Source organism: Bradyrhizobium hipponense, from assembly GCF_008123965.1.
GTDB classification, from domain to species: domain Bacteria; phylum Pseudomonadota; class Alphaproteobacteria; order Rhizobiales; family Xanthobacteraceae; genus Bradyrhizobium; species Bradyrhizobium hipponense.
Window position 1 is genome coordinate 68054 of sequence record NZ_VSTH01000015.1, and the last position, 24651, is coordinate 92704.

22 protein-coding genes and 2 riboswitches are annotated in these 24651 nt (G+C 66.0%); of the genes, 3 read left to right on the plus strand and 19 right to left on the minus strand.

What is annotated here, in order from left to right:
* Positions 1–975 carry an NAD-dependent epimerase/dehydratase family protein gene (locus FXV83_RS04785; RefSeq protein ID WP_148738055.1) on the minus strand — a complete coding sequence of 325 codons (975 nt, stop codon included), beginning with the start codon at positions 973–975 and terminating at the stop codon, positions 1–3.
* Between the two features lie 16 nt (positions 976–991).
* A complete protein-coding gene (gene hydA / locus FXV83_RS04790; protein ID WP_148738056.1) occupies positions 992–2461 on the minus strand; it encodes a dihydropyrimidinase in 1470 nt (489 codons plus the stop codon).
* Between the two features lie 56 nt (positions 2462–2517).
* Between hydA and FXV83_RS04795 the strand changes: the two genes are divergently transcribed.
* Complete coding sequence (locus FXV83_RS04795) at positions 2518–3180, plus strand: aspartate/glutamate racemase family protein (RefSeq protein ID WP_148738057.1); 663 nt, start codon at positions 2518–2520, stop codon at positions 3178–3180.
* Here FXV83_RS04795 and FXV83_RS04800 read toward each other — a convergent pair.
* The 7 genes from FXV83_RS04800 to FXV83_RS42415 all read right to left on the minus strand — a co-directional run bounded on the left by FXV83_RS04800 (position 3177) and on the right by FXV83_RS42415 (position 14291).
* The gene (locus FXV83_RS04800) at positions 3177–3845 is read right to left on the minus strand and encodes a flavin reductase family protein (RefSeq protein ID WP_187435657.1); all 669 of its coding nucleotides are present in this window, start codon (positions 3843–3845) and stop codon (positions 3177–3179) included. The two genes, FXV83_RS04795 and FXV83_RS04800, sit on opposite strands and share 4 nt — an antisense overlap.
* Positions 3846–3850: 5 nt before the next feature.
* On the minus strand, positions 3851–4783 hold the full coding sequence (locus FXV83_RS04805) for an N-carbamoyl-D-amino-acid hydrolase (RefSeq protein WP_148738059.1): 933 nt from the start codon (positions 4781–4783) through the stop codon (positions 3851–3853).
* Positions 4784–4994: 211 nt separating this feature from the next.
* Positions 4995–6290, minus strand: coding sequence for an aminotransferase class III-fold pyridoxal phosphate-dependent enzyme (locus tag FXV83_RS04810; protein WP_187435658.1), 1296 nt, complete (start codon positions 6288–6290; stop codon positions 4995–4997).
* Positions 6287–7882 carry a hydantoinase B/oxoprolinase family protein gene (locus FXV83_RS04815; protein WP_187435659.1) on the minus strand — a complete coding sequence of 532 codons (1596 nt, stop codon included), beginning with the start codon at positions 7880–7882 and terminating at the stop codon, positions 6287–6289. Before FXV83_RS04815 ends, FXV83_RS04810 begins: the two co-directional genes overlap by 4 nt.
* The gene (locus tag FXV83_RS04820; protein WP_148738061.1) at positions 7879–9888 is read right to left on the minus strand and encodes a hydantoinase/oxoprolinase family protein; all 2010 of its coding nucleotides are present in this window, start codon (positions 9886–9888) and stop codon (positions 7879–7881) included. The genes FXV83_RS04815 and FXV83_RS04820 overlap by 4 nt, the downstream gene beginning before the upstream one ends.
* Positions 9889–10448: 560 nt before the next feature.
* On the minus strand, positions 10449–11918 hold the full coding sequence (locus tag FXV83_RS04825; protein WP_148738062.1) for a PepSY domain-containing protein: 1470 nt from the start codon (positions 11916–11918) through the stop codon (positions 10449–10451).
* A gap of 12 nt (positions 11919–11930) precedes the next feature.
* Positions 11931–14291 carry a TonB-dependent receptor gene (locus FXV83_RS42415; protein ID WP_187435660.1) on the minus strand — a complete coding sequence of 787 codons (2361 nt, stop codon included), beginning with the start codon at positions 14289–14291 and terminating at the stop codon, positions 11931–11933.
* Positions 14292–14404: 113 nt separating this feature from the next.
* A riboswitch (cobalamin riboswitch) is annotated at positions 14405–14607 on the minus strand.
* A gap of 75 nt (positions 14608–14682) precedes the next feature.
* On the opposite strand from FXV83_RS42415, the gene FXV83_RS04840 reads away from it, so the two are divergent.
* Positions 14683–15255, plus strand: a complete 573-nt coding sequence (locus tag FXV83_RS04840) for a histidine phosphatase family protein (protein ID WP_187435661.1) — start codon at positions 14683–14685, stop codon at positions 15253–15255.
* 6 nt (positions 15256–15261) lie between these two features.
* Here FXV83_RS04840 and cobT read toward each other — a convergent pair whose 3' ends face one another.
* The 8 genes from cobT to cbiT all read right to left on the minus strand — a co-directional run bounded on the left by cobT (position 15262) and on the right by cbiT (position 22467).
* Positions 15262–16314 carry a nicotinate-nucleotide--dimethylbenzimidazole phosphoribosyltransferase gene (gene cobT, locus FXV83_RS04845; RefSeq protein ID WP_148738065.1) on the minus strand — a complete coding sequence of 351 codons (1053 nt, stop codon included), beginning with the start codon at positions 16312–16314 and terminating at the stop codon, positions 15262–15264.
* A 15-nt stretch (positions 16315–16329) separates the two neighbouring features.
* Positions 16330–17079 carry a precorrin-6A synthase (deacetylating) gene (cobF, locus tag FXV83_RS04850; protein WP_148738066.1) on the minus strand — a complete coding sequence of 250 codons (750 nt, stop codon included), beginning with the start codon at positions 17077–17079 and terminating at the stop codon, positions 16330–16332.
* A 45-nt stretch (positions 17080–17124) separates the two neighbouring features.
* On the minus strand, positions 17125–17802 hold the full coding sequence (locus FXV83_RS04855; protein WP_148738067.1) for an energy-coupling factor ABC transporter permease: 678 nt from the start codon (positions 17800–17802) through the stop codon (positions 17125–17127).
* Between the two features lie 37 nt (positions 17803–17839).
* Positions 17840–18058: riboswitch (cobalamin riboswitch) on the minus strand.
* Positions 18059–18103: 45 nt separating this feature from the next.
* Positions 18104–18835, minus strand: a complete 732-nt coding sequence (gene cobA / locus FXV83_RS04860; RefSeq protein WP_148738068.1) for a uroporphyrinogen-III C-methyltransferase — start codon at positions 18833–18835, stop codon at positions 18104–18106.
* The gene (locus FXV83_RS04865; RefSeq protein WP_148738069.1) at positions 18832–20142 is read right to left on the minus strand and encodes a cobyrinic acid a,c-diamide synthase CobB; all 1311 of its coding nucleotides are present in this window, start codon (positions 20140–20142) and stop codon (positions 18832–18834) included. Before FXV83_RS04865 ends, cobA begins: the two co-directional genes overlap by 4 nt.
* A complete protein-coding gene (gene cobM / locus FXV83_RS04870; protein WP_148738070.1) occupies positions 20142–20924 on the minus strand; it encodes a precorrin-4 C(11)-methyltransferase in 783 nt (260 codons plus the stop codon). Before cobM ends, FXV83_RS04865 begins: the two co-directional genes overlap by 1 nt.
* Complete coding sequence (locus FXV83_RS04875; RefSeq protein WP_187435662.1) at positions 20921–21289, minus strand: cobalamin biosynthesis protein; 369 nt, start codon at positions 21287–21289, stop codon at positions 20921–20923. Before FXV83_RS04875 ends, cobM begins: the two co-directional genes overlap by 4 nt.
* Positions 21286–22467, minus strand: a complete 1182-nt coding sequence (cbiT, locus tag FXV83_RS04880; RefSeq protein WP_148738072.1) for a precorrin-6Y C5,15-methyltransferase (decarboxylating) subunit CbiT — start codon at positions 22465–22467, stop codon at positions 21286–21288. The genes FXV83_RS04875 and cbiT overlap by 4 nt, the downstream gene beginning before the upstream one ends.
* On the opposite strand from cbiT, the gene FXV83_RS04885 reads away from it, so the two are divergent.
* Positions 22466–23212: a cobalt-precorrin-6A reductase gene (locus FXV83_RS04885; RefSeq protein WP_148738073.1), complete on the plus strand. Its 747-nt coding sequence runs from the start codon at positions 22466–22468 to the stop codon at positions 23210–23212. The two genes, cbiT and FXV83_RS04885, sit on opposite strands and share 2 nt — an antisense overlap.
* Here the strand turns inward: FXV83_RS04885 and cobJ are convergent.
* Both cobJ and FXV83_RS04895 read right to left on the minus strand, forming a co-directional pair.
* Positions 23188–23922 carry a precorrin-3B C(17)-methyltransferase gene (cobJ, locus tag FXV83_RS04890; RefSeq protein ID WP_148738074.1) on the minus strand — a complete coding sequence of 245 codons (735 nt, stop codon included), beginning with the start codon at positions 23920–23922 and terminating at the stop codon, positions 23188–23190. The genes FXV83_RS04885 and cobJ overlap by 25 nt on opposite strands.
* The gene (locus tag FXV83_RS04895) at positions 23919–24650 is read right to left on the minus strand and encodes a precorrin-2 C(20)-methyltransferase (protein WP_148738075.1); all 732 of its coding nucleotides are present in this window, start codon (positions 24648–24650) and stop codon (positions 23919–23921) included. The genes cobJ and FXV83_RS04895 overlap by 4 nt, the downstream gene beginning before the upstream one ends.
* Position 24651: the final 1 nt, after the last annotated feature.

Genomic DNA, 24651 nt, shown 5'->3' on the forward strand with positions numbered 1-24651 from the left:
TCAGATCCCTTCCCGGTGATGCATCCACCAAGCGCTCATAGCGGCCCCAGACTCGACGCAGCCGAACCGCGCGCGCCAGCCGAATTCATCCGCCATCCGCGCGACCGACAGCGGCGCACGATCCGGCCCATGCAGCTTGATGAACGTCGTCTCGCCCGGCGCAGCCAGCCGGCATTGCAGGCCGGGATGCAACGCCGCAAACGCCTCGCCCCATTGCAGCGCGGGCCATGCCGCACCGCTCGAGATGTTGTAGAGCCGATGGCGGGGACGCTCGGCTTCGATCAGCACCGCGACTGCCTCGGCGGCATCGACCGCGTAGATCCAATCCTTGATCCCTGGATCCGGCATGATAGCCGGCTCGCCGCGACCGAACGCCGCCAGAATCTGGAACTGGACGCTCGGCGTATCGCGCACCGAACTGGCCCGCTCCCACGGGCCGAACACGGCGCTCAAGCGCACGCTGAGGAAATCGCCGCCAAACAGTTCGGCATGACGTGCCACCGACCGTTCCGACGTGAATTTGCTGATCGCGTAGAACGAGACGGGATCACAGGGCGTGTCCTCGTGCAGCACCTGATGACGCTGGCCGGCGGCACCGTAGGCCGAGGCTGACGAGAGATTGACGGCACGGCGAACGCCATGACGGATCGCGGCTTGCAGGATCGGGATCTGCGCCATCACGTTGATCTCGAGAACGCGCGAGGTCGACGCTCTCTCGAGATCTTCGCCAGCGGTGATCGCCGCGCCCAGCACGATCGCATCACAGCCCTCGGCGATGAGGGCGTCGATCGTTTTCGCGTCGTTGATCTCGCCCTGAATGGCTCGGAGCCGTCCTCCGTAGTCAGCCAGCGATCGCCGCGCCGTCGGCGGGAGCGGCGTAAGATCATACAGCGTGACGTCATGGCCACGCGCGAGCAGCACCTCCGCCAGATTGAGGCCGACAAAGCCGGTGCCGCCGAAGATGACGATCTTCATCTGGTGGGACCGCCCGTCACAGCAGCTTCGCCCCAAAGTTCCGTTCCGGATCCATGTCGGCGACGAGCCGGCCGGTCGGCTTCGCCGCCTCGCCGCCGCTGCGCGCGAGGAACTGGCCGCTGCCGGCATCCGCGAGGCACTTGTTGCCGTCGATGATCACCCGGCCGCGCGAGAGCACGGTCACCGGCCAGCCCTTCAACTTGCGGCCTGCGAACGGCGTGTAGCCGGCAAGGTCGTGCATCATTTCGTCGGCGATCGTGACCTCGCGATTGGGATCCCAGATCGCGATATCGGCATCGGCACCGACCGCGATCGAACCCTTGCGCGGATGCAGATTGTAGATCTTTGCCGGCGCCGTCGCGGTCAGCTCGATGAATTTTTCCAGGCCCAGCCGCCCCTTCGACACCATTGCGTCGAACAGCAGCGGCAGTCGCATTTCCAAGCCCGGCAAGCCGTTGGCGACCTGCTTGAAGTTCGGGTTGGGCCCGGCGCGCAGCTTGCCGGTCTCATCGAAACGATACGGCGCGTGATCCGACGAAATGGTCTGGAGGTCGCCGAGCGCCAGTGCCTGCCAGAGCGCCTCCTGGTCCGAATGCGTCCGCGGCGGCGGGCTGCACATCCACTTGGCGCCGTCGGCGCCGGGCTTGTCGAGATCGCCGGCGGTGAGGAAAAGATATTGCGGACAGGTTTCGGCGAACACCTTGAGGCCCTGCCCGCGCGCGTCCCGGATCACCTTGGCGCCTTCCGCAGTCGAGACGTGGAAGATCATGATCGGCTGGTCAATCAGCGCCGCCATGCCGATCAGCCGGGTGAAGGCTTCCGCCTCCGACACCCGGGCGTGGCTGACGGCGTGGTATTTCGGCAGCGTGTAGCCGCGCGCGAGCAGGCGCTTCACCATCCAGGCGATGATGCCGTGGTTCTCAGCGTGGGCACACAGCATCGCGCCCGATTGACGCGCAGCAAGCAGGATGTCGAGCAGCGGCTCGTCGTCAACCTTGAGCCGGTCGTAAGTCATGAAGATCTTGATCGACGCGTGACCCTGCTTCACCAGCGCCGGAATGTGCTCCTCGACCGTCTCCCTGGTCGCGTCGGCGATGATCATGTGAAAGGCGTAGTCGATCACGGCGCCCTTCTTCGCCAGCGCGTGATAGTCCTCCACCACCTGCGGCAGCTTCATGCCGACATGCTGGGCGGCAAATGGGATCACCGTGGTGGTGCCGCCGAACGCCGCCGAGACGGTCGCGCTCTCGAAGGTGTCGGCGTTCATGATGCCGGCGGCGGACAATTGCTCGATATGGGCGTGGCTGTCGACACCGCCGGGCAGCACCAGCTTGCCGCGGGCATCGATCTCGCGCTTCGCCGCCGCAAGCCCGCGGCCGACGGCCGCGATGGTCTCGCCGGAGATGGCAACATCGGCCTCGAACACGTCGGTCGTAGTCGCAACGCGGCCGCCGCGGATGATCAGGTCGTAGGTGGGTTCAGTCATGAGGCACTCCGTGATAGGCTCGAGACAAGTGATCGCCCATTCGCAGGAAGATCGTCATGTCCCGGCCGCGCATTCTCGTCATCAATCCGAACTCCAATCCCACGGTTACGCGGGGGCTGGAGGACGCGCTGAAGCCGCTCGATTTTGATGGCGGGCCTGAGGTGGTCTGCCAAACGCTGGCCGAGGGTCCGTTCGGCATCGAGAGCCAAGCCGACGTCGACAGCGTCGCGATGCCGCTGCGCCGACTGGTCGAAAGCGACAACAGTTCCGCCGCCTTCATCATCGCCTGCTACAGCGATCCCGGGCTTCAGGTCTGCCGCGAAGGCACCGACCGCCCCGTGTTCGGCATCGCCGAGTGCGGCGTGCTGACGGCGCTGGCCCGCGCCGAAACCTTCGGCGTGATTGCCATCGCGCAGCGTTCGATCCCGCGGCACATGCGTTATCTCAGGCAGATGGGCCTGACCGAACGCCTTGCCGGCGAGCGGCCGCTCAACATGAGCGTCGCCGAAACCGCTTCGGGTGAAGGAACGCTGGCCAAGATGATCGACATCGGCCGCGCGCTGCGCGACGAGGACGGCGCCCGCGCCATCGTAATGGGCTGTGCCGGCATGGCGCGCCATCGCCGTCCGCTCGAAGATGCCCTCGGCATTGCCGTGATCGATCCGACACAGGCGGCCGTCACGATGGCGCTCGGTACGGTGCAGTTCTCCCGTCACTAGGCGTCCTTCAATTCTTGGGTGTCCCGGCGCGCGAGCCATTGCGAATGGCTCTCGCGCACGAGGGCGAATGTATCCCGCTGCGTCGTGTAGAGATTGCCGAACATGCGGCCGATCGGCCGATAGGCTTCGAGATCGACATACATGTTCGCCTCGTCGACAAGGCCGTCACGGGCGTGAACCCGCAGCACTTCCCCAACCAGCAGCTCGCGATCGGGCGAAAACTTGAGAACGACGTGACGCCGGCATTCGAGCGCGAACGGCGCTTCAGCCAGGCGCGGCACCTTCACGTCGACCGAAGCAAGCGTCGCGAGGCCCGTCGCCACGACCTCGCTGTCACCAGACGGGAAATCGACCGCGCAATCATTCATCACCGCCGACAGCGCCTCGTCCACCATGTGAACGACGAACTCGCCATCGCGATGGATGTTGCGGGTCGTGTCCTTCGGGCTGTGGTCCGGCTTGTGCTGGAGCCCGAGCACGATCAGCGCCGGACTTTCGGAGAAGACGTTGAAGAAGCTGAAGGGAGCTGCGTTGACCGCTCCGTTCTCGTCCAGCGTCGTCACCAGCGCGATCGGCCTAGGCACCACCACGCCGCACAGCAGCTTGTAGCGATCGCGCGGTTCAAGCTCGCGCAGGGAAATGCCAGATGCGTTCTTGTCTGCCATCGGTCTCACACTTCCGGCGGCGGCACCGCGCCGGTTTGGCTGGCGATCAGCCCATAATGCTCGATACGACGATGCTCGGCGAAATTGAAGATCGTGGTCTTGCCGAATGTGGTGGCGTCGAGGTCACAGGGGTGAACCAGCAGCTCGTCGTCTTCCGTCCTGGCCTCGGCGACAATCTCGCCGTCGGGATCGACGATCAGGCTGCCGCCAAACAGCGCGTGCCCGTCCTCGACTCCGGCCTTGGCCACAGCAACGACCCAGGTCGCATTCTGATAGGCGCCGGCCTGCACGGAGAGGCGATTATGAAACAGGCGTTTCTCGATGCCCTCATCACTCTTCTCGGCGTTGACGGACGGCGTGTTGTAGCCGATCAGCACCATCTCGACGCCCTGCAGGCCCATGACGCGGTAGGTCTCGGGCCAGCGCCGGTCATTGCAGACGGCCATGCCGATGATGCCGCCCAGCGTGCGCCAGACGTTGAACCCGAGGTCACCCGGTTCGAAATAGCGCTTCTCCAAATGCTGGTGCGAGCGCTTGGCGTCGAACTCCACATGACCCGGCAGGTGGACCTTGCGATATTTGCCGACGATCTTGCCGGACTTGTCGGTCAGGATCGAGGTGTTGAAGTGATGACCGTCGGGTGTCAGCTCCGCATAGCCAAAATTCATTGCCATCTGGTGCTGCGCCGCGCGCTCGAACAGCGGCTTGGTCGCCGCGTTCGGCATCTCGCGCTCAAACCAGACATCGAACTCGGCCCGGTCCTCCACGTACCAGCGTGGAAAGAACGTGGTGAGCGCCAGCTCAGGATAGACGATCAGATCGGCGCCTTTGGCCTTGGCTTCGTCCATCAGCGCGATCATGCGCTTGACCACGGCCTCGCGGCTGTCGGCTTTCTGGATCGGCCCCATCTGGGCGGCGGCAACATTGACAATACGCATCAGTGGTTTCCTCGTGATCTCTTAAACGAGCCTATAGCTTCAACGATTTGCCGTCGCCGGCAGCATAACGCAGCCTCGTCTGCTATTTCCAGCCGGGCTTTCATGCTGTGCGCCCCCATTTGGCGTCCTGAAGAAGGCGCCAATTGATCTTGTTGCTCGCAGTCCGCAGCAAGAACTCGAAGACGACGGCGCGGTGGGGCGTGGTCGGCGCTCACCCGTGGACCTCGTCGGCAATGTCCAGGCCGTGGTCGAGCGCATCCAGTAGCCGTTCGGCCTCATGCTCGGAGATCACAAGCGGCGGCGCGAGGAACAGCGAGGTCTGCTCGCCGCTGGTCCCGATCACCGCGCCGGCCTCCAGCGCCCGCGTCGCCACGCGCGAGGCGATCGGCACCTCGCTCGTATCGGCATGCCAGGTGCGCCAATCCGGACCGTGCAGCTCCACCGTCCAATGCAGCCCCTGCCCCGCCACGCGCTGCACGCTCGGATGTTTTTGCGCGATGCCGAGCAGGCGGCGGGTAAACAGTTTTTCGAGGCTGCGCACGTGCTCCAGAATCTTTTCTTCGGTGACGACCTTCAGGTAAGCGCTGACGGCGGCCATGCTGATCGGATGACCGCGCAGCGTGCCGTAATTCTGCCAGCTCGTGCCCTTGAGCCGCTCGACGATCGCCTTCGACACCACGACCGCAGCGACCGCAGCCGCGCCGCCGCCGAGCGATTTTCCGAGGGTCACGATGTCGGGGCGGCTTGCAGCCCCCTGGAATGCGAACCAGCGCCCGGCGCGGCCTGCGCCGGTGACGACTTCGTCCGCGATCCAGTATGATCCGGCCGCCCGCGCGCAGCGTGCCACCTCGTCCTGATAGGCGCCGTCGTAGTAGATGCCGCCTTGCGTATAGTCGATGATCGTTGCCGCCGTGTCCGAGAGCAGGCGCGTCGCGTCCGCCAGACATTCGCTCGGAGGCGGATTGTTGGCTGGCGCGCCATAGATAGCGCCGTCCGGCGCCGGCAATATCCGCACCGGCGCCATCGGTGACGGCCGCTGCGATCCGCCGGCGTGAACCGCAAGCCCACCGTGCCATTGCGGCTGCACCGTCATGCTGCGCGACAGGCCGGTGAGGCCGTGATAAGCGCGTTCGCGCGTCGCGAGCGCGGAGCGCTGCGTGAGGGCCTGGCAGAGCGACAGCGCCATGTCGTTGGCCTCGCTGCCGCTGATGCAGAACCGGACCGCGCCGACCCAATCCTCTTCGCCCTTGAACGCGATGGCCATCAAATCGTCGGCGGCCTGCTCGCGCCCGACCCAGGTCCAGCCTTCGTTCACGACCGGCGTATCCGCCGCGCGGCGGATTGCTTCCACCATCGCAGGATGACGGTGTCCGAGACCGCCGCCGGTGTTGCTGCCGTCGATGAGCCGGCGACCGTCCGCAAGATGGAAGTAGACGCCCTCGCCGCCGACCACGGTCATTGGCCCAGCTTCGCCCGCATTCAGCCCGGTTCGCAGCAAATTGCTCATCGCCCCCCCTTCATTTCCGCGGCCTCCGCGCCGTAGCCGCCGCCACCGCAGGTCTCGATGGTGACGAGATCGCCTTGTTGCAACACCAGGTTCGACTTGCCGTCGATTGCGACGCTTGCGCCCTGGCGGATCAGCGAGATGCGGCACGGCTTGCCGGGCTCGCCGCCCTGCATGCCGAACGGCGGAATCACCATGCGCTCGATGCAGGTGGTCAGGTGCATCGATGGTGCCAGAATGCGATAGGCGCGAACGACGCCGTCGCCGCCGCGATAGGTGCCCGCGCCACCCGAATGCTGGCGGATGGCCTGTTGCTCGACGCGGATCGCGTAGTTCGCCTCGATCACTTCAACCGGCGTGTTCGAGGTGTTGGACAGATGCACCCGCGTCGCCGATATGCCCGGCCGATCATGGCGCGCGCCTTCGCCGCCGCCATGAACTTCGTAGAGCATGCTCCATGAACCGTTCTGCCGCGGTTCGGCAAAGAACAGCACGCCCGCAGTGGTCGCCCCGCCGGCCGACAAACGCTGCGGAATCGTGTCCTGCATCGCGCGGAAGATCGCATCGACGATGCGCATGGACGTCTCGTGGTTGCCGGCGGCAACCGAGGCGGTCCACCCCGGCTCCAGGATCGAGCCCGGGCGCGTGATGATGGTCAAAGGCCGCAGCGCGCCCACGTTCTGCTGCATGTCGCGCCCGCTCATGATGCGCGCGGCGTAGGCAACGGCGGAGCGCGCCATGAACGGAGTCGTGTTGCAGAAATTGGAAACGCGGTCGCAGCTTCCGGACAGGTCGAAGGTCGCCTCGTCGCCGGCGATGGTGATCTTGACGTGAATGCGCGCCGGCGCATTGTTGACATCGCCGTCGTCGAGATAATCCTCGCCTTCATAGACGCCGTCCGGCAGCTCGCGGATCGCCTCGCGCATCTCGATCTCCGACAGATCGTGCAAGCGCGCCTGCGTCGCCGTGAACACAGCCTTGCCGTGCGCGCGGCAGAGCTCGACGATGCGCCGCTCGCCGGCCTTGGTCGCCGCGATCTGGGCGAGCAGATCGCCCTCGCAGGCCTCGGGATCCCTGACATTGGCCTTGAGCAGTTGCATGATGGGCGCGCTGACGCCGGCCGCGGTCGCGATCAGCACCGGCGGAATGCGCATCGCCTCCTGGAACGTGTCGATGGCTTTGGCAAAATAGCTGCCAGGCCAGGTGCCGCCGATATCGGGCCAGTGTGCGAGGCTGACCGCGAACGCCACGATCTCGCCGTCGACGAAGACGGGACGCACGACCTTGACGTCGTTGAGGTGATTGCCGCCGAGCGCGCCGAGATTGTAGATCAGCACGTCGCCGTCGTTGAGGGTGTCGGCCGGCACCACCTTCAGCAGCTCGGGAATCGTGTAGGCCATTGCGCCGAGATGAATCGGGATATCGCGGCCCTGCCCAACCAGGCCGCCGCGACCGTCCGTGATCGCCGACGACAGATCGCCTGCCTCCCGCAACAGCGGCGAGCGCGCCGAGCGCGTCATCACCAGGCTCATCTCCTCGGCCGCGGCGGAGAAGCCGTGCCTGATGACTTCGACGACGAAGGGGTCGAGCTTCATGGCGTTCCCCGCGTCAGGAACAAGTTGCCGGTGGCGTCCGGCCTTGCTTGCCAGCCGGGCGGCACCACGACGGTCGACCAAGCGTCTTCGATGATGGCGGGACCACTGACCACATCGAACACCGCGGCGCGGTCGACGATCGCGGTCGCGATGTCATGGGAGCCGTCGAAAGAGCAGATGCGACGAGCAGTGGACACAGGCCGGACCGCAATCGCCGGGCGGCTCACAACGGTCGTCGATGGGCGGCGCGCCTGCACCCGCACCGACTCGATGACGCAGCTCTCGTTCGTCGCATAGCCGAAGAGCTCGCGATGCCGCGCCAGAAAATCCGTCTTCAGACGCGTCGCGTCGAGCGGCAGCGTGAATGGCACCGGAATGGCATCGTTCTGCGCCGCGTAGCGCATCAGGGCGGCCAGTTCGACATCGATCTCGGCTTGCGCGACGCCATTGGCGATCAGTGGCGCCGAGGCATCGCCGATCAGCGTCGCGATCCGCTCCGACACGCGAGAAAGATCGATGCCGTCGAGCGCGGCGCGCAAGGTCTGCTGTTGGAGGAAGCTGAAATCGGCGGTGAGACAGCCCAGCGCGGAAAACGCGCTCGATGCGCTCGGCACCACGATCGATTCAATGCCGTAGAGATCGGCGAGACCCGCGGCATGCATCGGGCCGCCGCCGCCAAAGGCGAGCAGCGTGCAATCGCGCCCGTCGATGCCGCGCTCGACCGTGACGCGGCGCAGCGCGCGGGCCATCGTTGCGTTCGCGATCTTGATGATGCCGAGCGCCGTTTCGGTGATGCTCAACCCCAAGGCTTGCGCAATAGGTTCGATGACGCGCGCGGCGGCCTCGACATTGATGCCGATGCGATCGCCAAGCCTGGTTTCCGGATTGAGATAGCCGAGCACGGCGTTGGCGTCGGTGATGGTCGGCTCAGTGCCGCCGCGGCCGTAGCAGGCCGGGCCCGGCTCGGAGCCCGCGCTCTCCGGCCCGACCGTCAGGCCGCCGGGGCCATTGCGCACGATCGATCCGCCGCCCGCCCCGATCGAGTGAACCGCGAGCATCGGCTGACGCAGCGGCTTGTCGCCGAGCATCCGGCCATCCGTCATCTCGGCCTGGCCATCGACGATGAGGCAGACGTCCGTCGTGGTGCCGCCCATGTCGAAGGTCAGCATGCGCGAGGTGCCGAGCTGGCGCGCGATGCTGACGGAGGCCGACACGCCGGCGGCCGGCCCCGACATCGCCATCACCAGCGGCCGCCGCTTCACCGCCGAGATCGGCACCATGGCGCCGGCCGAATGAAACACCTGCAAGCCGGGGCCGATCGGCAGCCGCTGCTCCAACTCGCTGAGGTATTCGACCGCGATCGGCATCGCCGCCGCGTTGAACACGGTCGCCGAGGTGCGTTCGTATTCGCGCGCCTCGGGATTGACCTCGTGCGACAGCGAGACGTGGGCGACGACGTCCTTGAGACGCTCGCCGAGAATCTTTTCGTGCAGCGGGTTGGCATAGGCATGAAGCAGGGCCACCGCCACGCTCTGGACGCCGGTCTGCTTCAGCCACCCGACCAGCCGCTCGATCTCCGCTTCATCCAACGCCTTCAGCACCCGTCCTTCGTGATCGAGACGCTCGGCGAGCCCGAAGCAGAGTTCAGCCGGCACCAGCGGCGGCGATTTCGGCGGGACGTCGAGACGATACAGATCGCGCCGGCGGTAGCGCGCGATCTCGAGCACATCGGCAAATCCGTCGGTCGCGACCAGTGCCACCTTCGGCAGCCGGCCTTCGACGATGGCGTTGGTCACGCGCGTGGTGCCGTGCACGAAGCGCTTGACCTCGCTCTTGCGCAGGCCCACGGCCTCGATGGCCTCGAGCATCGCTTGAACGGGCGCCTGCGGCCGCGACGGCACCTTCGCGATCCGCGTCTCCGCGGACTCGCGCCGGATCGCGATGATGTCGGTAAAGGTGCCACCGATATCGGTGCCGACTTCCCAATGACTGGCGGAATCGCTCATGTGCAGGGATCAGCTACGGATGACGTCCGGACCGCACGCCGGGGGCTTCCTATCCATCGCAATGTCCAATGCCGAACTGAGACTGCCCATCATGCATCCCCCTGTCATGCCACTGCCAGCGAGCGTGCGACAGAGCTATGGGCTCGGGATAGTGCCAGGGTTGTCGCGAACACTGGACCAGCACTCGAGCGACGCCGCACGCTGCGCCACCGGTTGCACGTTTTAGTGCAGCGGTGCCCGCGCAGAGTGCACGCGAACGCGGACTGTTCCACGCGAGAAAAGTGCGGCGCATCACGGATTGTCCCGCGCAGAACGCGACGCGCGCTGCACTGCGACCCAATCCCCACCAATCTTCTGTCTAATTTGAAGGCGATCGAACGATCGCCGCGGTGTCTTCGGGCGCCCACGAGCTATGCATGGTGGTCGGCTCAGCCTCTCTTTATTGTACGAACAGTAAGAGTGCTATTGCCGGATCGGCGGGAGCCGATGCAACTGCGATTCTCGAAAGCAGCGCAGACCGGCATCGAACCGATGGACGGTCACACGAGGATTGACTTGCCTCAACCACCCCCGGCGGGCGCATTTGCGCTCGAAACTCGGGCAACCACAGAGGACCGCAGACGCCGCCAGCCGATGACGACCCCGGTGGCGGAAAACACCAGCCCAAGCATGCACAAGCCGACAATCAAGATGTCGCGGAGACGCGGGCGTGCCAGCAGCACCGGAAAATCGAGCGTATGCAGCGCGCCGTAGAACCAGCGATAGGCCCGACGCGACGAATCCAGCCTTTGCAGCACGCTCCCGTTGGCCCCGTCGATATCGAACCAGAGGTTGCCGCAGCGAGAGCGATAAACGGGCGCACCCAGGACGATAGACTGTGCGGGATAGTCGTCGTCACCGGCAAGAACCGAAGGCATGTCGCATCCAACGGCAAGACGCATCGTCAAACCCTGAACTTCGCGCGCATTCAAGAATCCCGTCCGTCCGCTACGCGCAGCTTCGCCTACCCCAATCAGAGCCTGCTCGCCGAGACCAATCCGCTCGCGTCGATAGAGGTTGCCATTGAAGGCAAACCATTCGACTTCGCGGGCGGCTGACGGTATCGGCTTCCGATCGAGCGATGCGGCTGTCGTCCAGTCGGGCGAAGCATTCGTCACGCCGGCTTCAGCCGCGCTCAACTGCCCGCGCGAGAACAGCCGGCCGTGATCCATGGAAAGCCAGCCGCTTAAGATCCAGCTCAGCACGAACACCATCGCCACGAGGCCGATGAAGTGATGCAGGGCATGCCAACCGCGGTATGGCGAGGAGATTCGCCGCTTGCGAATCCTGATCCGGGCGATTCCGAGCGCCGCGCCCAATACTGCCGCGATCAGGGCCAGCAGCGACAATGTCCAGACCACGCGATCCCACAGCGCCCAGTTGCTTCGCAGGACCGTGGGATAGATCCAGTGCAGGACGCTACCTGCCAGATTCCAGCCGCGCTCGTTTCGTGTCGTATCCAGGACGATTTCGCCGGTATGCGAGGAGACATAGATCTCGGTCCCGGCGGCGTCACCAAGGGCCGCACGAAACAGCGGTCGGTGGCGATCAAAACCGTTCGGCACAGTCCATTGATCATGGTCTGCGTGAGCGAGGATGGTTGCGCCTTCGGCATCGAGCCCGCGATTGCGCGCATGATCCTGCGCCAGGGCGAGCGCAAGTTCGGCAGACGTCACCGATGCGTCGGCTCCGTCCGAGGCGCGAACCGCGCGCGCAAGTGACGCTCCCGAGACGACGTACACCGGTCCATTGCTGCGCTGGATCAGACGAACGCGCGCGGAATCAGTCATGCCGCTGGCGACCACCGCGTCAGAAGCAGAGATCGTGACCTGCGCGCGATCCAGCGCTGCAAGACCGGAAAACCGTTCCGTTTCCGTCAGCAACGGAAACGGAACGAAGTGCATCACGATTCCCGTCGCGAACCACATCGCGAACAGCAGGCAGAATGCGATCCCGAGCCAGCGGTGAAGCAGGACGATTGCGCCCATCATGGGTTCAGCGCCCTACCATTTGAACGCGGCCGAGATCTCGTAGGTGCGCGGCGCGCCCAGGAGGATCTGATCGGGATAGAACGGATCGCCCCAGATCGCGTAGCGCTTGTCGGCGATGTTGCGCACCCGGAAGGTCAGGCGCGCCTGGTCCACCGCAGAGAATACTGTCCTGGGGATGTCGATGAAGGCGTAGACATCGGCCACGGTGTAGGCCTTCAGCGTCACGACGTTCGCATCGGTGTTGTAGCGGTCGCCGACATGACGGCCGACGATGCCGAGCTCGACCGGCCACGGTGTGAAGAAGCGGTAGGACGCGCCGGCGTTCGCAACGATCCTTGGCACGTTCGGCGGTGTATTGCCCGAGAACGAGCCGCCGGCGAAATTGTAGTCGGCATAGCGGGCATCGACATAGGCGATGTTGCCCCAGAGCCGCAAAGGCTCGATCGGGCGCACCGAGGCGGCGAGCTCGACGCCTTTCGATTCCTGCCGTCCTGCGATGTTGAGCTGCATGCCGCCGGCCGCAGCATAGACGTTCTTGCGCAGGATGTCGTAGGCCGAGAACGACCACTCTGCCCGGTTGTCCCAGAACAGGTGCTTGACGCCGGTCTCGTAGGTGCGCGCGGTCGTCAGATCGAGCGGCTGGGTCGGACCGAGCAGGAAGATGTTGTTGGCGGAGATATCGGCGCCGGTGGCGTACTGGCTGAAGAAGGTCAAGCCGGGAGCGGCCTCCCAGGTGTAGCCGATGCGGCCGGTCACCGGCGCCCAGTCCTTCGAGAACGGGAAGTTCGCCTTCTCCAGCCCGTTCACATCGGTCGAGTTGCGGTCGAGCCCGATATGCTCCACGCGCAGGCCGCCGACAAGGGCGAAGCTTCGCGTGAGCTTGAGCCGGTCCTCGAACGACAGTGCCTCGTTGTCGATGCGCGCGGTCTGTTGCTGCGTCGTGAGCAGGCCGTAGTAGCCGCGGGCGGGATCGACCAGCGGAACGGAGTCGCCGGGGAAATTTGCGGCGCCCGGCCGAACAAAATCGAGATAGCTTGACGAAAGCGTCGTGACCAGGCGGTTGTCGAAGCCTGCGATGTTCGCATCCCAGGTCAGGTCGGTGATGTTGCCAACCAGGCGCTGGCTGTGCGCGACATAGAACCGTTCACGATCGACCGTGTTCGTACCAGAGTTGAATGCCTCGATCTCATTGTTAAACCAGGTTCGCTCGGCGCCGTAGCCATAGGCTTGGCTTTTCAACGTCAGGTCAGGCGCCAGCTTCAGCTCAAAACCACCGCGCAGCCACACTTCCTGCGCTACGTTTCGGTTGTCGAGGACGTTGTAGTTGGTGTTGAACGTGCGGTCGTCGATGGTGACCGGTCCGAGATTTGTCTTGTTGAAGTTCGAGACGTAGTTACCGGAAACGATACCGGTCGTCGCGTGCGATCCGCTGAAGGCGATCGGCACCAGCGGCACGCCCCAATAGGCCTTCGAGCGGTCTTCCCGATATTCGATCGCGCCCCAGACCTTGAGACTGTCGGAGATGCGGTAATTGAGCTGCCCCGACACGTCGAGCGTTTTGGTGTTGGTGTCGTCGACAAAACCGTTGAGCGAGGAGCGGCTGATGTCGAAGCGGTAGTCGAGGCCCTGGACGTTGGTGCTGCCGCCGGAGCCGTAATGCGCCCGGAAGGAATTCAGGGAGTCCCAGGAAAAGTCCGCCTCGTTGCGGATCGGTCCGGTGTGCGGCTGCTTGGTGACGAGGTTGATCGCGCCGCCGGCGGCGCCCTCGCCCGAGATCAACGAGGTCGGCCCTTTCACAAATTCCACCGCTTCCAGATTAGCCGTGTCGGTGATCCGCGAGGTCATGTTCTGCGGGCCGATCTTGATGCCGTTGTAGAGCGCGTTGATCTGGCTGTTGGTGAAGCCGCGCATCGAGAAGGCCGAAGGCTCGGCCGGATTGTCGCCGGAGGTGACGCCGACCGCGCCCTGCGCAACGTCGGACACGGTACGGTAGCCCTGCTCGCGCATGGTTTCGGCCGAGATCACCTCGACGGTCGCAGGCGTTTCACGCACGGTCAGGCCGAGGCGCGAGGCGCTCTCGGCGACCGCATTGGTGTTGAGCGGCGTCTGCGCAACGGCAGCCGGCACGACCGGCTTTGGCGCCGCCGGTGCTACAGCCTGCCTGTTTGCGGCCGCGCGACGTGCACCCTGTCCTACGCGTCGGGCGGGCTTGGCCGGCCTGCGGGACGGTTCAGGCGCGGTCACCTCGACGGGCGGCAGCGGGTCGCGGACTTGCTGCGCCAAGGCGGCCGGGATATCGACAGCGGCAAACGATGTGAGAGCAGCAGACACGAGCAAGAATTGGCGCGATCGCACTCTACGGACGGAAAACATGGTCTAGACCTCGGTATGACGTCAGTGGCACGTCACAGCGAACGAGGTCTCACCCTTGGCTTGTCAGCCTTCGATGAAGCCGAATGTCTGTACTCCCCGACCGACATCTTCGCGTGTGACCACGGCTGACGGCAGGTCTCCTGGCTTGCGGGTCATCACCTCAGCGTCGCCTTCCCGGGACCGAGATACCCAGTGGCTCGTGACGCAAGATTCGCCGCTTACAGTTGCGGGGGCAGCCGCGGCATTGGGGACGACGTCCCCGCACCGCATTCCCTTTTCATCCCCGGATGGGGAAACCGTCACGGCCATCTAGGATTACGATCCAGACAGAGTCAATGTGCCTGTTGCGGCGTTGTTGCCACAGCGACCAACTTTCCTTGGAGATTTTCGCATGGAAGGCGAGACCTTCCTCTGGCTTATACGTCACGCGGCCGTCGACGGCGTCGCGGGGACCATCCATGCGACCGATGCGCCGGCCGACCTCGGCGATCGCGCGCAATTGGAGGCGCTGCGGCGATATCTGCCGCAGGACGCGGTCAGTTACGCGAGCCCGGCGCGGCGGACGGTCGAGACGGCACGCGCGCTCGGGCTCGAACCGGAGTTGGTGGACGAATTGAGCGAACAGGATTTCGGCGACTGGACAGGGCGGCGGCACGACGACCTTGCCGCGACGGGTGGCGACGCCTATGCGCAATTTTGGAGCGATCCGGCGCGCGCTCGGCCGCCCGGCGGTGAGAGCTTCGAGGATCAGGTCGCGCGCGTTCGGCCGGGCCTGTCACGGATCGGAGCAGGGTCCGCAACGCTGGTCGTGCATTCCGGCACCATCCGGGCTGCACTGTGCATCGCGCTCGATCTGACGCCCGAAGCGGCCTTGCGCTTCGTGATCGATCCGCTGTCGCTGACACGGATCGATCGGCTCTCGACGGGCTGGCGTGTCGTCTCGGTCAATCAGCGCATAGCATAAGCCGGATCAGGCCGGACGATCCGGCACATTGGCCTGCGCAAACGTCGCCATGCCGTTGTGAAGACTGCAGGCAAGCCGCACCAGCGGCAGCGCGATCGCGGCGCCAGACCCTTCCCCGAGCCTGAGATCGAGACTGATCAGCGGCTGGACGTTCAGGGCGCGAAGCACCAGCCGATGCCCCTGCTCCGCCGATTGGTGCGACGGCAGCAGGAACGGCTGGCAGGACGGGTTGAGGCGCACCGCCGCCAGGGCCGCGACCGATACGATGAAACCGTCAATCAGGATCGGAATGCGGGCTTGCGCGGCCGCGATGATCGCGCCGCAGATCGCCGCGATTTCGAGTCCGCCAACGCCGCACAGGATCTTTTCAGCCGATGCACCGGCAACCCCATGACGCTCGATCGCGGCATCGATCACGCGCGCCTTGTGCGCGCGGCCGGCCGCATCGACGCCGGTGCCGCTGCCGGCGATCTCCTCGGCGCTCACGCCGAGCAGGCCTGCGGCAATCGCCGCTGATGTCGTGGTGTTGCCGATGCCCATCTCGCCGAAGATCAGAAGATCGGGTTGGCTCGCTTCTGCGCGCACGACCGCGCGCTGTCCGGCTTCGAAGGCAAATGCCAGCTCTGCCGGCTCGAGCGCAGCTTCCACACTGAAGTCGCGGGTGCCGTTGCGCGGCTTGTCGGTGACTGCGCCCGCCATTTCCTCCTGCGCCAGCGTGCCGGCGTCGATCACCTCCAGGCCGGAACCCAATTCACGCGCCAGCACCGAGATCGCGGCTCCACCCGAGGCAAAATTCGCCATCATCGCAATCGTCACCTCTTGCGGATAGGCAGAGACGCCCTGCGCGACGATGCCGTGATCGCCGGCGAAGATGATGATCGGCACACGGCCGGCGCGAGGCTGCTCGGTCGCTTGCAGGCCAGCGAGCTCGATCGCGAGATGCTCGAGCCGGCCGAGCGCGCCGGTCGGTTTTGTCAGTTGTGCCTGACGCGCGATTGCCGCCGCGCGATGGACCGCGGAGATATCGGGGCATTTTTGATAGACCCATTCGGGAAGCATGCTGCCTCGCTTGGCTTATGGCCTGCGCTTGAGAATGTAACTGTCCATGATCCAGCCATGTTGCTCGCGCGCTTGCTGGCGTGCAGCCACGATGCGTGGGGCGATCTCCGCAAGCGCGCCGGACATGACGATCTGATCTGGCATGCCGAGATACGCGCCCCACCAGATGTGCAGGCCTTCCGGATCGAGCGACTGGAATGCCGTGCCGCCGTCGAGCATCACCACCACGGTGTCGATGCCTTGCGGCCAGCCGCCTTCGCGCAAGCGGCGTCCGGTCGTGACCAGAAAGGGTTTGCCGATATCGTTGAGCGGCAGCGCATGCGCCGCGCACAGCGCCTGGATCGATGTGATGCCGGGGATGACTACGATCTTCGGCAAGGGATCGAGCCGCCGCGCAATGCGCAGCGAAGAATCGTAAAGCGACGGATCGCCCCAGATCAGCAGCGCAACGCGGCCCTCACCCTTGAGATGGCTTGCGATCGTCTGTGACCAGACAGCGGCCACCGCGTCGTGCCAGTCGTCCACGCCCTTGCGATAGTCTGCTTCGGCCGTGTCGCGCACGGGAAGATCGAATTCAGCAATGCGCGTCGTGTCGCTGGTGAGCACGTCGGCGCAGATCGTCCGCCGCAAATCGGCGAGATCGGATTTCGCTGCCCCCTTGCGCGGGATCAGGACGACGTCGGCCGCATTGATGGCACGAACCGCGGCGCGCGTGAGCTGCTCGGGATCGCCGCAACCGATGCCTATCAGGGAGAGCGTGAGCATCTTACCTGCGAAGGGCGGCCGCATCGGCCGCCCTTCGGCTTGTCTCTAGGCCGCGTTGTGCAGACGCGGCGTGACGAGGCCGGGCGCGGTAACGCCGCGCAGCGACTTTGCCAGCGCCAGCACGGCGAGATCCGCCAGCGGCTCTATCACGATCACCAGCGCGTAAGACGCCGCAAAGGTCGCGATGTTGGCTAGATTGGTCGCACCGAAGCCGGAGCCATAGAGCGCCCAGAACGCGACCCAGGCGATGACGCCGGACTGATACGTGGTCGAGAGCACCAGCGCCTGGCGATATTGAAGGTCAACATAGGCAGTGTTGCGCGGAATGATCCGCGTGGCGATTGCCTGGATCGCGAACAACGGCACCAGCAGCGTGGTGACGTTCATGCCATACTGCGGCAGGTCGACCGGCTCGAAGAGCACGCCCTGGAGCAAAAGTCCGAGCGCGAGGCCGAAGGCCGCCGGCGCTGCGCCGAACAGCAGGAACAAGGTCGAGCCGAGGATGAAGTGGACCTCGGAAACCCCAACCGGAAAGTGCGGCAGGATCTCGAAGAATGTGAAGACGAGGCCTGTGGTGGCGACCGTCCGCGCCGCGAACGAGCCGATGCCCTGCTCGCGCATGGTCTGGGCCGCAAGTTTCAGCGCAACGCCGCCTGTGGCGATGCCAGTTGCGTAACTCAACACGAGCTTGGCGCCCGTTACGATCCCGGGTTCGATATGCATGGCTCAGATCCTTCCTGCCGTCACACCCGACGGCCTTGGCCTCAAAACGTGCACGGCCGGTCTCCTGGCTCGCGGTTCACTGGGTTCTCCGGCCTTCCCGAGCCTTGCGGCCCAGTGGCTGATTGGAGCCCCTCACCGCTTACAGTCGCGGGGGCGGCTGGGGTTTTGAGCGCCGCTATTTGGTCCGCCCATCCCCATTCCCGATTATGCTCCGGCGCTTTGCGCCGCGTCGAGCACCATGCCTCTCCTGTGTGCCCCTTTCGCAAGCCGGGCGTCAAGGGGCGAAGGGCAGCCGCGAGTGTCATGACGGATATTCTCCCGCCAAGGCACCGAACAGGATGACGGCCGCCGTGGAGGCCGCGCCACCCCGCGCAAGCTGTTCGGCCAGCTCGGCAATGGTGGTGCGGACCAGCCGTTCGTCGGAGCGGCCAAGGGATTCGGCCAGCAGCGCCGGTGTGCCTGGGGCGAGGCCATGTTCGATCAATTTTGCGGCAAGCGCCGGAAAGGTGCGGCGGCCCATATAGACGACGGTGGTTGCTTCCGGATCAGCCAGCGCCGCCCAATTCAGGTTCTGCGGAAGGTCGCCGGTGACATCCGCTCCGGTCACGAACTGCACCCGACGCGAGGTGTGGCGCCGTGTCAGGGGAATGCCAGCTTGTGCGGCCGCAACGCAGGCTGAGGTGACGCCGGGAATGATCTCGTAGCCGATGCCGGCGTCGCGCAGCGTCTCAATCTCCTCCTCAAGCCGGCCGAAAATACCGGCATCGCCCGACTTCAGGCGCACGACACGTGATCCGGTCGCGGCATAGTCGACCAAGAGACGGTTGACGTGGTGCTGCTTGGTCGAGGGCCGGCCCGCCCGCTTCCCAACTGCGACGAGATTGGCGCCGGGCCGGGCCAGATCGAGAATCGCGCCGGATGCGAGATCGTCGTAGAGCACGACGTCAGCCTCGCGCAGCCGCGCAGCGCCCTTGACCGTGAGAAGCTCGGGATCACCGGGACCGGCGGAGATAAAAGTGACGAACCCGCTCACCGGTCCTCCGCGATCAGGTGAAAGAACGTGCCGGTGGCATGGCCGCGCCGCGAGCCGGTCTCGGCGATGACCGCACCGCTCGCGTCATGCACGACCGCGAGTGGCGTATCCGGCTGCGCGACGATGGTTGAATAATGGAACTCGTGGCCGCGCAGGCGCGCACCGGCGTCGTGCCCCGGCATTGGCGCGGCAAGCTCGGCCAGACGATAGCCCAGATGCATGCGGCGTTTGGCAAAGCTCGTCTCCAGGCCGAGCAGGCCAGTCATCTCATGGCGAACGCCTTCGGCGTCGGTGAGGCCTGCTCCCAGCACCATATAGCCTCCGCATTCGCCATGCACCGGCCGCGTCTCGGCGAAGGCGCGCAAGCCGCTGCGAAAGCCGGTATTGGCGGCGAGTTGGCCAGCGTGAAGCTCGGGATAGCCGCCGGGCAACCAGCAGACATTGGCATTGGGATCGGGCGTTTCGTCGGCGAGCGGCGAGAATGTCGATATCTCTGCGCCGGCGGCGCGCCACCCCTCCAGCATATGCGGATAGACGAATGAGAACGCGGCATCGCGCGCCAGTGCGATACGCTGACCTGGCGGCGTCACGTTCAAGCCGTTTCCCGCCGGCTGCGGCGACCACGCGGCGGCCGATCGCAGCACGGCATCGAGGTCGATATGGGTGCTGACGAAGCGCGCAGCTTCATCGATCAGGCTGGCGATTTCTGCCTGTTCCTCGGCCTGCACCAGGCCGAGATGCCGCTTCGGCAGGCTGATCTCGGCATGGCGCGGCAGCGCGCCGAACACGGCGATGCCGGCATCGCCAAGCGCACGCCGCACGAGGTCTTCATGGCGTGCGCTCGCGATGCGGTTGAGCACGACGCCGGCAAGGCGCACGCCGGCACGGTAGTCGCGAAGACCTGCGGCGATGGCCGCCGCGGTCTGCGCCTGTCCGGACGGATCGATCACCAGAACCACCGGCCAGCCCAGCATCTGCGCGATGTCGGCAGTCGCACCGGTGCCGGAGACACCGGGCGCAGCGACGCCGTCGAATAGGCCCATCGAGCCCTCGGCAAGCACGACATCGGCGTCCGCACCGCGACCGACGAGATGCGCGATGGTCCCGCGATCCATGGCCCAACTGTCGACGTTAACGGACGCGCGACCTGTGGCGGCCGCATGAAACGCAGGGTCAATATAATCCGGCCCGCTCTTGAAGCACTGCACCTGCAATCCGCAATTGCGCCAGGCGCGCGCGAGCGCCAGCGTCAGCGTCGTCTTGCCGACGCCGGAGGCCGGCGCGGAGATGACGAGACCCGCGGGCATCAGGACGCCTCCGGAAAGCGCGGCTCGGCGCCGACCGGCCGATAGCGGCGGTCATAATCGGCGGCATAAAGGCGGCTCTCGGTAAAATCCGCCGTGCCCAGAGTCTTGCCGACCAGGATGAGCGCGGTGCGTTCGAGCTCGGCCCCGACGGCAGCATCGAGCGTCGCCAGCGTGGCGCGGACGATGCGCTGGTCAGGCCAGCTCGCGCGCCAGACGATGGCGACGGGACAGTTCGCGCCGTAGTGCGGGGTCAGCTCGGCGACGACCTTGTCGAGCAGATGGATCGACAGGTGGATGGCGAGCACCGCACCGGTAGCGGCAAAGGCGGCGAGCTTCTCGCCCTCGGGCATCGCGCTGGCGCGGCCCGGCGTGCGCGTCAGCACCACGGTCTGTGCGAGGCCCGGCAATGTCAGCTCGGCTTCGAGCGCCGCTGCCGCGGCCGAGAAAGCGGGCACGCCCGGTGTCACGGTGTAGGGAATGTCGAGCGCGCGCAGGCGGCGCAGCTGTTCGCCCATCGCCGACCAGATCGAAAGATCGCCGGAATGCAGCCGCGCGACGTCTTTGCCAGCGGCATGCGCCGCAGCGATCTCCGCGATGATCTGATCGAGCGACAGCGGCGCGGTGTTGACGATGCGCGCACCGGGCGGGCAATGCGCCAGCACGCCCTCCGGCACGAGCGAACCGGCATAAAGACAGACCGGACAGGCCGCAATCAGGTCGCGACCGCGCAACGTCAGCAGGTCCGGGGCGCCCGGTCCTGCGCCGATGAAATGCACCGTCATTCGCCGTCTCCTTCCGCGATCGCCGCGGTCGCGGTTCGATCCCGCGAGACCGCCCGCGTCGCAATCAGTCGCGCGCGCGGTCCGGCTGCCGCAAGCGCCGCAGCCTCGGCGACCGATCCCGTGCCGAACTTTTCAATGATGCGTCTTGACTGGGTGGACGTGTCGATACCCGCCAATATATCGGCTGGAACGGCCTTGATCGGCACGCCGTATTCGCGCGCGAGCTGCTTCAGTGCCTCCGCATCGGCCTTGTCGCTGATAGTCGCCACCGCCGCGAGCCCGGCGAGACCGCCGGCCGCGACGAGCGCCTCACGCAGCGAGGCGAGCGTAACATCCTGCTTGAACCCGAAGCCGGCGACCTTCATCGGACCGCGCTCCATTGCACCACCGGACGCGCCGTCTCCCAGGAACGATATCGTCCGAGCGGGCCGGCATGGGCGATCTCGACCCGCATCAACTCGCCGCCATGGCGCTGATGCAGCTCGCCGAGCAGTGCTTCCGTCTCGATCGTGACCGCATGCGCGACCACCCGCGTGCCCGGCAAGAGGCGCGACCAGACCGCATCGAACATCTCTGCGTCGAGGCCGCCACCGACGAAGACGGCATCCGGCACCTCCAGCGCAGCCAGAGCTTCCGGCACCGTCCCTGCGATCACGGTGATCCGATGCGCCAGTCCAAAGGACGCTGCGTTGCTGCGGATGTTCACCGCACGATCCTGGCGCGCCTCGATGGCGACCGCGGTTCCGCCGCACAGCGCCCATTCGACCGAAATCGAGCCCGAGCCGGCGCCGATGTCCCACAGCCTCTCCCCGGCACGCGGCGCCAGTGCCGAGAGCGCCAGCGCGCGCACCGGCCTCTTGGTGATCTGGCCGTCATGGACGAAACGATCATCCGCAAGGCCCGAGCTGCGGGGGATACCCTGCGCTCCTCTCGCTTCCAATGCCACCGCAACGAGGTTTCCGGCCAGATCGCCCGCAAAGCTGTCGGCGCGATGCTTTGCGATGCTTTCACGCGGCCCGCCGAGCGCGGCGAGAGTCCAGAATGCCGAGGCGCCCCATCCGCGCTCGCTCAGCCACTTTGTCAGATCACCGGCCGCGTTGCCGTCACGCACGAGGCAAATGATCCGCGCACCGGAAGCCAGATGCGGCACGAGCCGCTCGAATGGCGCAGCGTGCAAGCCGAGGCACACAACGGATTCGAGCCGCCAGCCTAGCCGCGCGGCCGCGAGCGAGAAGGTCGACGGCGCCGAATGCGCAATCCATTCGCCGGCCTCGAGCTTCTCAGCGAGGCTTGCGCCCGCGCCGTGCCAGAACGGATCGCCGGAGGCGAGCACCGCGGTCGGGCGGCCGCGGCAGCTCAGCACGACCTCCGCGTCGAACGGCACCGGCCAGGGGCGGCCACGACTGGTCACGCCTGCGAGCGCGAGATGGCGCTCGCCGCCGAAGATAGTTTCGGCCCCGGCAAGCGCCTTTCTGCTTGCTTCGGACAGACCTGCGAGGCCATCTTCGCCGATACCGATGATGGTCAACCAGGGATCAGCCATGACGCGCGCCCTCATTCTGGGCGGAACAGCCGATGCGAGCCTGCTCGCAGCGGAGCTCGCGCGCGCGGGCATCGAGGCCGTCTATTCCTATGGCGGCCGCACCCGCGCGCCGGCCGACCAGCCGCTGCCGACCCGCATCGGCGGCTTCGGCGGCGTCAGCGGGCTTGCCGATTACATCCACCGTGAAGGCATCACGCATGTGATCGATGCGACGCATCCCTTTGCCGCCGAGATGAGCCGCAATGCGGTCGCGGCATGCGCGGAAACCGGCACGCCACTGGTCGCGCTCGAGCGCGCGCCCTGGAACAAGATGCATGGCGACCATTGGATCGAGGTCGCTGACGTCAACGCTGCGGTCGCTGCGCTTCCGGAGAGCCCGGCGAAGGTCTTCCTCGCCATCGGCCGCCAGCACATCGCGCCGTTCGCGGCAAAGCCGCAGCACGCCTACACGCTCCGTTTCGTCGATCCGCCCGAAGCGCCCCTGCCCTTCGCGGCGGATGTGATCGTGTCGCGCGGACCGTTCACACTCGATGCCGAATTGACGATGATGCAGGCGGGTGGCATCGCGCGGATCGTCGCCCGCAATTCCGGCGGCGACGGCGCGCGCGCCAAGATCGACGCCGCCCGTGAACTCGGCCTGCCCGTGGTCATGATCTCGCGGCCAGAGCTGCCCGAACGACAACGGGTGGAGAGCGCGGCCGAGGTGATGCACTGGCTTGGTCATCGGACCTGCCTCGGCGCGTAGATCCAGCGGCCAACGCGGCGCGTCTGCGAATTGCCGACGATCACCAGCGTGCGCATGTCGGCCATCTCGGGCCGGGCCTCGTCGAGCGTGACGGTCTCGATCCGCTCGTCGGGCGCGCTGACCGCACGTGCAAAGACTACGAGGCGCTCGCCGCAACCGGCGTCCTTCAACAACGCAAGCGCGCGGCCAAAACCCTCGGGCCGGCTCGCCGAGCGCGGATTGTACATCGCGATCGAAAAATCGGCTTCCGCAGCGAGCCGCAGCCGCTTCTCGATCACAGCCCACGGCTTGAGATTGTCCGAGAGATTGATCGCACAGAAATCATGGCCGAGCGGCGCGCCGACGCGCGCGGCCGCTGCAAGCATCGCGGTGATGCCGGGCAGCACGCGGATCGGCAGCTCCCGCCATTGCCGTGCCTGTTCGAGCGCCTCGAATACGGCGGACGCCATCGCGAATACGCCGGGGTCCCCCGAGGACACGACGACAACCTGCCCGCCTTCGGCAGCAAGCCGCAAGGCCTCGCGTGCGCGCTGCAACTCCTCGCGGTTGTCGGACGGATGCAGGGTGAGACCAGATCGCGGCGGCACACGTGCGACGTAGGGCGCATAACCCAGAATGTCGGTTGCGGCTGCAAGCGCGGCGGAGACCTCGGGCGTCACCAGCGCTTCGCTGCCCGGCCCAAGGCCCGCGATGGTCAGCGTGCCCGTCATTCGGCGGCGTCCAGATGCCGTCCCTTGCCGTGCACAAGCACGATCGCGAAATAGGGACAATCGGCGGCATCGATATCGGCGAGCCGCGCGACACGCTCGCGCGGCATGGTGCCGCGCTCGACCAGCCAGGCATCGCCCAGCCTTCCGGCGGCAGCAAGGGCGCGGCGCACCTTCTGGAGATTGCGGCCAGTCTTCATGATGATCAGCGCTTCGGAATCCCGCATCCGCCGTTCGAGTTCGGCCTCGGCCAGCGTGCCCATCAGCACCGTCGTCACATCGTCGCCCAGCGCAATCGGCTGACCGACGGCGTTCCAGCAGCCAACCATGCCGGGAATGCCGGCAATCACCTCGATCTCGACGCGGTCTTGCAGGCGCGAGTGCAGATGCATGAAGGAGCCGTAGAAATAAGGATCGCCCTCGCAGAGCACGACGACGTCGACCGCGCGCGCGAGCCGCGCTAGGCGCTCCGCCCATTCGTCATAGAAGCTGGCAAGCAGGCGGACATATTCGGGACTGTCGAAGGCGATCTCCGTGGTGACCGGATACTCCATCGGATATTCGGTCACGTCGCTCGCGAGCATGCCCTCGACGATACGACGTGCCTGACCGGGCCGGTTCTTCTTGCGGAAATAGGCGACGTGCTTTGCGGCGCGCACCGTTCGGTCCGCGCGCACGCTCATCAGATCGGGATCGCCGGGGCCGAGACCGCAGCAGATGATGCGTCCCATC